The sequence below is a fragment of the Poseidonocella sp. HB161398 genome (assembly GCF_005870025.1).
Taxonomy (GTDB): domain Bacteria; phylum Pseudomonadota; class Alphaproteobacteria; order Rhodobacterales; family Rhodobacteraceae; genus Mangrovicoccus.
Genome location: NZ_VATA01000113.1, coordinates 1 through 11,700 on the forward strand (window position 1 = coordinate 1; position 11,700 = coordinate 11,700).

Genomic DNA, 11,700 nt, shown 5'->3' on the forward strand with positions numbered 1-11,700 from the left:
CTGTCGCCGACCTCGAACGCATCCATCCGCGACGCAGCGCTGTTCTCGTCCAGGTACCAGTTGCTCAGCTGATGCGTGCTGAGCACCGTGCCCTCGCCCAGAACCTCCAGCAGCAAGTGATCGCCGCTACGGCTGAACCAGAGATCCTCGGCGCCAACCGCCTCCTCCGCCTCTCCGATCTGCAGCACGTCGTGGCTGTCCTCGTCCATGCTGGTCAGGTAGGTGGCGTCCTCTGTCTCGATGCCCTCGGGCATTTCGATGACAGTGCTGCCCGACCCGGCATGCAGCACGAACCGGTCGCTGCCCTCGCCGCCGACGAGCGTGTCGGTCCCCGCGCCGCCATAGAGCGTATCGTCGCCCTCGCCACCGAAGAGCACATCATCCCCGTCGCCGCCCCGCAGCGTATCGTTGCCGCTGCCTCCGCCGAGCAGGTCGTCGCCCGCCCCGCCGAGCAGCAGGTCGTCGCCCGCGCCCCCGTCCAGCGTGTCGTCGCCGTCGCGCCCGTGCAGCCGGTCGTTCCCGGCCTGGCCCCAGAGCACGTTCGCCCCGCCATCCCCGGCCAGCAGGTCGTCGCCCGCCGTGCCGGCGAGATCCTCGATCTCCTCCAGCCGGTCGGTCGCCCCGCCCTGAAGCGCGGTGCCTGCGACCAGGTCGGCCTCCACCGGCGGAGCATCGTCGCCCGCGCCGAAATCGACCAGATCGATGCCACCACCGCCGCGGATCAGGTCCGCGCCGCTGCCGCCCGCGAAGAGGTCGTCGCCCGCCCCGCCGAGCAGCGTGTCGTCGCCCGCGCCGCCGAAGAACTCGACCGCCGCCTCCCCCGCCGTCAGGCTATCGCCCGCCGCCGAGCCATAAACCCGCGCAATGCCGCTGATCCGGTCCGAGAGGCCCGTGGCCGTTGCCGTGCCCTCTGCCAGATCTACCGTGACGCCGCCGGACGCGGCCTCGTAGCTGACCGCATCGGCATCGCCCTCATTGCCCGCGATCTGGTTCGCGCCGCGCCCGGCGGCGAACAGCTCGTCGGTGCCCGCGCTGCCGCGCAGCGTGTCGTCGCCCGCGCCGGTGGCGACCTCTTCCACCGCCCTGACCCGGCCTTCGGCACCGTCGCCGTCGCCGATGACGAAGCGGCCGGCACCGAGGTCGACCGAGACGGCCGCCGTCTCCGCCGAGAGGTCGAGCGCGTCCCAGCCTGCGCCGCCGTCGAGCGTGTCCCCCGCCAGCAGCCCGGTGAAGAGGTCGTCGCCCTCGCCCCCGGCCAGCGCGTTGGTCCCGTCCCCGCCGCGCAGCGTGTCGTCGAAACCGCTGCCGGTGACGTCCTCGATCCCGGCGAATCCGATGCTCACGCCGCCCGCCGTCAGCCGCGCCGCCTGAAGGTCGGCATCGATCCCGACCGTCGCGCCCGCGGCGTCGATCGCGTCCTGGCCGCTGCCGCCGTCGATCGCGGCCCCGATCCCGGAGGTCAGGCTGCCCCCGACGGCGATGGTGTCGTCGCCCGCGCCGCCCTCGATCCGGCCGATGCCGGTCCCGGCATCGATCCAGTCGTTGCCGTCATGGCCCAGCAGCGTATCGTCGCCGCCGCCGCCGAAAATGCGGTCGTCGCCCGCGGAGCCCGCGATCAGGTCACCGCCCTCGGTGCCGCGGACCTCCTCGATCCCGGCCATGCTGTCCTCGTAGGACTGCCCGTCGAGCGTGTAGCGCGCCCGGCCCTCCGCCAAGTCGATCCGGACCCCGGCGGTTCCCAGCGCGACATAGTCGAGTACGTCGCCCGTCCCCGCCCCGCCATCCAGCACATCGTTGCCGGCCCCGCCCAGGAGCGTGTCGTCGCCCGCGCCGCCCAGAAGCGTGTCACCGCCTGCGCCACCCTCGAGTACGTCGCCCTCCTGGGTGCCCGCGATCAGGTCGTCGCCGGTGCCGCCCGCGAGGAACAGCCCGTCCTTCATCCCCAGCTTGTAGCTGTCGAAGCCGGTGCCGGTCTTCACATGGCCGCCCGCGGACCAGCCGCCGCCCACGGCGTCATGCTCCGCCTCCCAGAGCTTCGCCCAGAGCGCGCCCTCGTCGAGCCCGGCATTGTCCGGATCGGCCGCCAGCGCCGCGAAAGCTCCCAGCATCGCCTTGATCCCGTCGCGCGTCAGGTAGGTGTAATGCGACAGCTTGAATTCGTCCCAGGTATGGATCGCCTGGATCTCGTCCGAGCCCGACTCCGCGCGGGCCGCGGCGGCGCGCGCCTCCTCGGCCTCGTAGGCCGCGCGCCAGTCATCGACCAGCCCCTTGCCGCCAGTGGCCTCGTCCCAGACCGACAGCACCACCTGCACGGCGTGATTGGCATTTGTGGCGAAATAGTCCTTCACCCGCACCGAGTTCAGCCCGTCGGCATCGAGCGGCGCAGGCGCGTCGCGATAGACCGCGTGATCGGGCGACAGGATCACGAGGTCATTGCCGTCGCGGCGGAAGATCACCGGCGCCTCACGCACCTCGCCGCTGTAATCGGCGACGCCGATCCGTTCGCCGATGACCAGCTTGTCCTCGGTCGCGTCGCCGAAGCCCAGCTTTTCGCCTCCGGCATCGACGATCATCCCGTCCTTCAGCCCGTAGCCCAGCACATAGACATCCGTGTCCTTCGAGCCGCCGCCGCCGCCGAAGACCGTGGTGTTGCGCCCGCGCAGGATGACGGTGTCCTTCTGCGAGGTGATGCCGTGATCGCGCAGATCCTCCCAGGCGTCGCCATAGGCCTCGGGATCGAGCTCCGCCTGGCGGCGCAGCTCGTCGGTCCCGGCATTGCTGTCGGTGGTGATCACGCCCATCTCGGACTCGCGGGAGAATTGCAGGAAATCGTCTCCCGCGCTGCCCTTCATTTCGCCCCAGGCCTGCTCAACATAGGCCTTCACCCCCGGCGAGAAGGTGATGCTGGCCGCGCCGATATTGTGGACCAGTGCGCGGCTGCCTTCGCCGCCCAGGATGTAGTAGTTGTTCTCGCCCCCGACCGCGAAGACCACGTCATTGCCGCCGAGATAAATCGAGTTCTTTGCGCCATAGGCGGTGATGAAGTTGTAGCCCGACCCGGCGCGGGCCTTCGACTTGTTGCCGATCACGAAGATCGCGTCATTGCCGCGGCCCAGCCGGATGTCGTTGCGGTCGCCGACCGCGATCACCGTGTTGTGCCCGCCATTGTCGTGCATGACATTGTACTGGCCCAGCCCGACCAGGTAGTCGTCGCCGTCATTGCCGTTGAGATAGCTGTACTTGCCGACGCTGAGGAGGAAATCCTCGCCATAGCCGCCGAAATTATGGGCGACCTCGCCCACGGTGACCATGATGTCGTCGCCATGTCCGCCGAACTGCATGTTGCCGCCGCCCAGGGCCACCAGAACGTCGCCGTCGCCTTCCAGCACGTCGACCTTCTCGGCGATGTTGCGCAGCCCGTCCAGCGGCCCGCCTTCGCCGAGCGCCACGACATCGTCGAAATTCAGCACCGTCTGCACCAGCGACTCGAAATTCGGGATGCCGGGAATGACCGGGATGCCGGCAGTGGTGTAGAGATCAGCCATGGAGCCGTCACCCGTGGCATCGGTGCCGATCATGAACTCCTCCAGCGCGGCCATGGGGTCCTCGTCCCCGGCTGCGGCATCCTCGTCCAGCCCCGAGGGCTGAGCCTCCTCGTCCTGGCCGAAGATCGCGGCATCGGGATCGGTCAGATCCGGCAGGTAGCCGGTCATCATCGTGCCCGCGGTGTCGAACCAGTCGCTGCCGGTCAGGGAATTGAAGGCCTCCGCCCCGGTCCCGCCGGCCAGCCCGAAGATGCTGGAGGGCAGCGTCAGGTCGATCCAGAACATGTTGAGAAGCTGGCCGCCAAGCGCCTCGAAATCCGTGCCGTAGCCGGTCATGGTGCCGTCGGTATTGTAGCCGTAGTTGAACATCTCCCCGAGCGAATAATAGGGCACGGTCGCCCCGATATCGCCGAAATTCTGGAACCATTCGGTGAAGGTGATCAGCCCGTCGCGGAAGCTCTCCCATCCTCCCCGCGCGTCGTACGCCTTCTTCGCGGAGTCGTATTTCGAGGGATAAGCCTGAAGATCGGCGGCCGTGTCGCGGTTGGTATTCGCCATCATCGCCAGGATCTCGTTGAGCGACAGCGCCTGCGCATGGGCCGGGAAGAAGGCCGCCAGCGAGAAATCGGTAAACAGCGAGGTCACGTTGTCGCCGAAGACGAGGTTGCCCGACCCGACCGTCACGACGGTATCCGCGCCCGCGCCCGCATGGACGATGTTGCCGCCATTGGCCAGGCCCGAGGTATAGGCCCCGGCGATGCTCTCGATCGCGCGGTTGATGCTGGCCCCGTCATTCATGCTGCCGCTGGTCTTGGTGATCTTCTTGATGTCGGCCTCGCGCGTCTTCATCGCGGCCAGCGAGGCCTCGTAGTGCCGGCGGCCATCATTGGTCCGCCCGGGCGCGGGCTGGTCCAGGTCCGGATCGCTGCTGCCTGTCTTGCCGGGGCTGATCAGGCCGTAGAGCGCGCCGATCAGCTTGGTCGTCTGGTTGGCCGATGTGCGCTTGGCGAACTCGCTGCCGTTCTGGCCCTTCTTGCTGCCGGCGTTCGACAGCGACGGCACTGAGAAGCCGAGGAGCGCCAGCGACGCGAAGCTGCCGGCCGAGGAGATGAAATTACTCGTGCCGCTCTGATTGCCGCTGACCGGACCGCCGGTCTTGCCGAAGCTCGTCACGTAGTTTTTCTGGCTGCTGAGGAAGGCCTTGGCATCGTCGAGCGTTCCGGCCAGCCGTGTCGTCAGCGGGTTGTGCTTCTGGAACTCGAGGCTGCTCGCCGCGTCGGAAGCCTTGGGGTCCTTCACGCTGGGCTCGGTTGCCGCATGGGCAAGGCTGACCATCACCCCGTTGGACCGGCCATAGTCGAGGATCAGGTTGTTCTGGCCGACCGCCACCTTGAGCCCGCCGATGAACCCGGTATCGAGATTGTTGTCATCGTCGCCCTCGATCGTGCTGCCCAACCGGATCAGGGCGTTGCCCGAGCCGATGGCCACGCCGATATCGGTTCCGTTGCCCATGGTCAGGCCGAAATTGTAGCTGCCGATCATCGCGCGGATGCTGGCACCGTCGCCGATCTTGACGCTGGCATTGCCCCAGCCCTTCAGGAAGGTCAGCGCATCGCGGCCGCGCGACGTCCGAAGCCCGCCATCCGCGCCCACTTCGGAGCCGCCCCAGGGGGTGCCCGCCACGAACAGCCGGTCGGGGCTGACATCGACCGAGATATTGGCATCGCCAACCGCGGCGTGGACGAAGTCGAAGCCCAGCCCGTGATCCGCGCCATAGGCGGCGTAATCCTGCTCCGCCTCCGACTGCGCGTCGATCGCGTCGACGTAATTGCCCACCAGGTTGAAGCTGCCGCGCTGTGCCAGGACGGTGCGCCCGTCGCCAATGCGGAAGAAGATGTTGGCCGACTGGTCGAAGCTGAGGCTGGAGGTCAGATCCGACAGCGCGCCGGTGGATCCGGTCTGTGCCGCGCCCTGGCCCAGCTGGTCGCCCGCCTCGCCCTCGGTCGGGCTGCTGCCGTTGCGGTATTTGCCCGCCTTCTTCCGGTCCAGCCCGATCTGGGCGAAAAACACGTCGCCATCGCCGAACTTGGCGCCGATATTGGCCGACAGCCCAGGTCCAGCGGTCTGGGTCTGGGGCACCTGCGGCGCCGTCTCGGCGGCCGCGCCGATCTGTCCGGCCATGTCGCCCACGGCCGCCGCGGCACCGCCCGTCTCCGGCGCGCCTGCCGTACCGGGCATCTCGCGCGCCGCCTGCGCCGCGGCCGCGGCGAAGCCGTCACTGAGAACCGCGAAGCGTGCCCGGATCCGGTCCATCTCCCGATGTGCATTGACGTTGCCGTTGCGCTCTCCCTCCAGCAGGTGGAAGATCCGATCGGGCATGAAGTGCTTTCCCTGGTTCTCCGCGCTGACGATATCGAAGATGGTGCGCGCCCGCTCCTCGTCGCCGGCAGCCACCGGCTGGATCGCGTTGATCATGGCCGCGGTGCTGTCGACGGTCTTCCCGGTCCTGGTCAGGCTGCCCTGCGATTTCGACACTGACACCCCGAAGAACAGCCCGTCGCCGACATGGACAGCCACGTTCGCCTCGCCCTTCAGCACCGCCGCGGTCTCGCCGTCGCCCACCTTGGTCGCGATGTTCAGCCGGCCATCGGCCACCATGGCGGTGACGCCGTTGCCGACATGAGTGACGATATTGGCATTGCCCTTGCCCACAAGGACAGTCGCGCCGCCCTCGCCCGCCAGGTGGCTGTCGCCGATCTTGGTCATCACGTTCAGCTTGCCGACCTGCACCGCGATGGTCGAGCCGTCGCCGACATGGGTCACCACATTGGCGATGCCGCCATATCCCAGCGCCACCATCATGCCGTCGCCGGTCTTGGTCACCGCGTTCAGCTTGCCGCCCACGCCCGCGAACATCGAGGACGTCCGGGAATTGACCATGGTCAGCACGTTCAGCTTGCCCGCCATGCCCGCCACCAGCAGACCGTTGCCGACCCGCGTCACGACATTGGCCTGCCCCAGGAACAGCCCTGTCATCAGCCCGTCGCCGATGCTGGTCGCGACATTGGCGCGGCCCGCCATGACGAAGACGGTCCGGCCGTCACCGCCATGCGCGTTGACATGGGTTGCCACGTTCAGGTTGCCGCCCATGAAGAAATAGGCATCGCCTGCGCCGATCTTGGTGGCGACGTTCACGTTGCCCAGCATCACCGCCGCATAGCGCCCGTCCCCGGCCTGGCTGAGCGAGTTGGTGCCGCCGATGAGCACGCCGGTGACATCACCGTCGCCCTGCTTGTGCGCGACGTTCAGATAGCCCGCCATCACGGCGGTCATGTCGCCGGTCGTCTCGGGATTCTCTCCGGGCGTCAGCCCGCCATGATAGACGAAATTGCCGTAGCCCAGCTGGAAGGCAAAGAGATCCCCGTCGGCGTCCTTGTTGACGAAGTTGCCATAGCCCAGCTGCACCGCGACATCCCGGTCGCCCGCACCCATCAGTGCCACGTTGCCGACCGCCGCCTGCACCGCCACGTCATTGCCGGCGCCGCCCCGGAACACGTTGCCCGCCCCGGCCATTACCGCCACGTCATTGCCGTCGCCGGTGCTGATGACATTGGCCAGCGACACCGCGATGACGATGTCGTTCTTGCTGCCAAGCTCCACGACATTCGCCGCCCCCGCAAGCAGCGCAAGGTTGTAGTCTTTCCCCACGGCCCATTCGTAGCCGCCACCAGCCCAGGCCGTGAGCGTGCCGTCCTCGTCATCCTCGGTGATCCCGGGCGCGTCCTCTTCCGCGGTCTCGCCTTCCAGCTCCGCAGCCTCGGCGCCCGCCGCCTCCGCCGCGGCCGCGGCCTCTTCCGGCGACTGCTGGGCCCTGGCAAACGCACCGGAATGGCGGGCCAGCTCGGCATCGACCGTGGCGCGCAGGGCCTCCGGATCGACCTCCGCCGACGCCTCCGCCTCTGTCCCCGCCGTACCGCGCCGGGACAGTTCGTCCGCGCCGAGGACGGTCCAGTCGTCGCCGAGCCCGTCTTCCGTCTCCTCGGGCAGCGCCTCGCCGAGGCCCATCTCGCCCTCGGCGGGCACCGACCCGTCCTCCCCGGCGAGGGTCAGAGCGTCGTCCACCGCATCGAGATAGACAGACGGATCGGAGAACATCGCGCCATCGCCGCCGTCGATCTCGCGGATGGTGGTCTCGACCACCGCACCGGTCGCGGCCGCCACGGTATCGACCAGGGCCAGCCCGCCGCCCGCATCGGAGGGGGCCTCATCCTCTCCACCGTCGCGGATGATGCTGAAGGCCCCGTAGGATTCGATATGGTTGTTGTCGCCCGAGGTCGTGATCACATTGGCGATGCCGTAGCTGCGGATCCGGTCGGCATGGGAGCCGGTCGTGATCACATTGACCGACCCGATCGCGGTCACGTCCGCCTCGCCGGAAATCGTCGCCACATTGGCGCGGCCCGCCATCACCGCGGTGGTCTTGCCGGTCACGTCGCTGAGCAGCACATTGCCATAGCCCGCCATCTCGATATCGACATCGGTGCTGCCCGTGCCGCGGCCCATGTCGGCGGTGAACACATTCGCCCCGCCGCCCAGCGTCACGTCTGAATGGCCCGCCCCCTTGCGCGTGACGACATTGCCGCCGCCTGCCGCGACCACCGACAGGTCGCCCTGGGCCACATCATGCACGATCACATTGGCCAGCCCCGCGCCGGTGAAGATCAGGTTGCCGGTCTCGCCCTGGCGCGTCACGGCATTGCCGCCGCCGCCGCCCTGGAACAGCGTGTCGCCGTGATCCGTCAGATGGGTGACGACGTTGCCGAGCCCTGCGCCGCGGAAGGTGACATCCCCCTGCGACCCGGTCCCGCCCTCGCGGGTGAGCACGTTGAGCGCCCCCGCACCGGTGAAGGCAACGTCGCCGCGGTCAACCAGCGAGGTCAGTACATTCGCACCGCCACCGCCGGCGAAGACGATATCGCCGCGGCTGTCTTCGCCCCGGCCAATCCGGGTCGCCGCATTGCCAAGCCCGGCCCCGGCGAAATGGATGTCGCCGTCATTCACGGCAGAGGTAATCACGTTGGCCCCGCCGCCGCCCGCGAAGCGGATGTCGCCGCTGCTCTGGGCATCGCCCGCGCGTGTGACCACATTCGCCAGCCCGATGCCGGTGAAGTCGATATCGCCGTGGCGCACCTCCGAGCGGATCATGTTGGCGCCACCGCCACCGACGAAGGCGATGTCGCCTTCGGAGGCCGCGACATGGGCACTGCGTGTGACGATGTTCGCCGCACCGATGCCCGAAAAGTCGATATTCCCGGAGGCGACCTCGCTGCGGACGGTATTGGCCGCGCCGACGCCGCGGAAGACCACGTCGCCGGTGGCATCGGCCGCGAAATTCACCCGCCGGATGTCGTTCCCGATCCCCGCTCCATCGAAGCGGATGTCGCCATGCTGCACCCAGGACAGAACCTCGTTCTTCGCCCCGGCGCCGCGGAAGTCGATGTCGCCGCTGGTGCCTTCGCCGGCCATCCAGCGCTTCACCCTGTTCCGCGCGCCGCCGCCGCGGAACACGATATCGCCGCTGACAACGCGGGAGGTGACGATGTTGGACGCCCCGCCACCCTCGAAGATCACGTCGCCTGTCGCCAAGTCCGAGCCGATGCGGCGAATGTCGTTCGCCGCGCCGATCCCGGTGAACCGGATGTCCCCGTGATCCACGCGCGAGCGGACCACGTTGGCGCCACCGCCGCCGGTGAACTCGATGTCGCCGCGGCTCTCGCCCTCGCCTTCCTTGCCGAGCAGTTCCACCAGATTTCCAGCCCCGACGCCGTCGAAGACGATGCCGCCGTCGCGGGTCTCCAGGTAGATCTCGTTGTAAGCCCCCGCCCCGGCGAAGCGAACCTGCCCGCGATCGGCCACGACGTCGATGACGTTCCAGGCGCCGTCCCCGGCGAAATCGACAAGCGCCTGGCTGTCGGCCCCCATCCCCGCGGCCACGATCTGGTTGTAGGCGCCCGCCCCGCGGAAGGTGATCTCGTTGAACGCCGCCTCGGTGCCGATGATGTTGGCGCCACCGCCTCCGGTGAACGTCACCCGCGCGGAGGAGGCCCCAGCCTCGTCGCTCTGGGCGCGCAGATCCACCGTGTTCCCGGCCCCCAGGCCGTCGAATTCGACAGTGCCGTCATCGGACTGCACGAAAATTGAGTTGACGATGCCCGCCCCGGCGAAATCCACCCGCGCCGTCTCTGCCAGCACATCGATATCGGTATAGCCGCCCGCCCCGGCATAGGTGACCTCGGCCGTCGACCCCGCACCATAGCCGGTGGCGGCGATGCGGTTATGCGCCCCGGCCCCGGTGAATCCGACCTCGACCTGATTGGCGCCGGCCTCGATCACGTTGTTAGCGCCAGCGCCATCGAAGCGCACTCGGGCGCGGGTGTCCTGCTCCGGCTCGGCGGCGGCCTCCTGGGTTGTGGAGACTGTGCCGATCCTGCTGCCCAGCACGCCGATCTTGGTCAGCCCCCCCATCTGGAACAGCCGCGGAAACCGGACCTTCGCCTTTGCCACGTCGCCGTCGAGCGTTCCGACACTGATGCGGTTATCGGCCCCCGCACCGGTGAACTCGACCTCGGCATCGTCCGCTTCGACGCCGATGTTGTTGGCGACGCCTGCGCCGTTGAAGACGACCTTGCTCGACACCGCACGTGTGGTGATCGTGTTCAGCGCGCCCGCACCGGCGAAATCGACATCGATGCGCGAATTGTCCGCGTCGCTGGCCGCCACGCCCTTGATCGTGTTTGATCCGCCCGCGCCGCGGAAGCGCAGCAGCGCATCGTCCGAGACCGTCTCCAGGTGGTTGGCAAGGGCCGCGCCCTCGTAATCGATGCTGCCCACCGTCCGGATATCGGCCACGCCCGCCGCCCCGCGGAAGGTTGCGGTGCCGCTGCCAGTCTTGCGGATGTCTATCCTGCCCGCCGCGCCCTTAACCAGCAGGTCGCCTGTGGTATCCTCCACCTTGATCGCGCCTGCCCCGGCACGCACCTCGTCATCGCCGCCCTTGGTCTTCACCGTGCCGGCGATGCCGATCGCGTTGAGCGTGTCATTGCCCTCGGTGCCCGACAGCTCCCCGGTGAAGGTGAACTCGACGGCATCCTTGACGACCTCGACGGCGCTCTGGACGGCTTCCTTGACTTTCTTGACGGCTCTTCTGATGCGGCGTCCGAAACGGGCCATGATCGGGGCTCCTTCAGGGCGAGGGGGTGGGGGTGGGACAGTGGGAAGACGAACGCCCGGCGCGGGGCAGCGGGCTCAGATCACTCGGCAGCCGCGGCCGGGGCCGGGGCATCTGTGCCCGGCAACAGGCCCGCAGAGACATGGCGCGCGATGATTTCCTGCATCTTCGGGTCATCGACGAGGCCCTTGATCACCGAGACCATGTAGAGAAAGCCCGGAAGCGGCATGATCACCTGTTGCTTCTCGCGCATGCGCGGGGCGTCCTCGTCCGGGACGGGGCGGGCAATGGCGGCGGGGTCCTGGTCGACCATCACCATGCGCACCACGCCATTGCTGAAATTGATTGCGGTCACGGTATCGACATAGATGTCCTGCATGTCAAAAATCCTTGCGCTTGGGCCGGGCTTGGCGCGCCGGCCTTTTCTAGGGAGAGGTCCGCGCGGAGCGGGGGAAACGGGCATATCCCGCCGCAACGGCGGGTCCTGCAACTCCTGTATACCGGCACACATGATTCGCGCATACGGAAAAATGTGAACATTCCGTGACGACCCGACTAGCTTTGATGATGGCGCCCTGGCTCTCGCGCTGGCGCTCCTCCTTCCAGCACCGCGCGAAGGCTGCCACCCGGTTGCACGAGGCCTCGTAGCGGCACTGTCAAGTTGCCGGGCGCTCCAGATGGCGGTAGCCCGATGTCATGCTGGACCTCGAAGACCTGTCCCGGATCAAAGGCTTCCGCTTCCCGCGCAGCGTCATCGGTTATGCCGTCTGGGCGTATCACCATTTCGCCCTGAGCCTGCGCGACATCGAGGATCTCCTGGCCGAGCGCGGCGTCACGGTCTCCCGCGAAACGATCCGCGGCCGGGTCGGCCGCTTCGGCCATCAATTTGCCGCCAGCATCCGGTGGGTTCTATCCGTTACCTCGGAC

General features: G+C 68.1%; 2 protein-coding genes and 1 pseudogene. 1 reads left to right on the forward strand and 2 read right to left on the reverse strand.

The genetic code is table 11. The features are described from left to right. Both FGX59_RS34530 and FGX59_RS34535 read right to left on the reverse strand, forming a co-directional pair. The coding region (locus FGX59_RS34530) for a hypothetical protein (RefSeq protein ID WP_240722847.1) at positions 1-10,775 on the reverse strand (10,775 nt) is incomplete at its 3' end. An 80-nt stretch (positions 10,776-10,855) separates the two neighbouring features. Then, complete coding sequence (locus FGX59_RS34535; protein WP_138472987.1) at positions 10,856-11,152, reverse strand: peptide chain release factor 1; 297 nt, start codon at positions 11,150-11,152, stop codon at positions 10,856-10,858. 317 nt (positions 11,153-11,469) lie between these two features. On the opposite strand from FGX59_RS34535, the pseudogene FGX59_RS34540 reads away from it, so the two are divergent. After that, positions 11,470-11,700, forward strand: a pseudogene (locus FGX59_RS34540) (hypothetical protein); the annotation flags it as partial.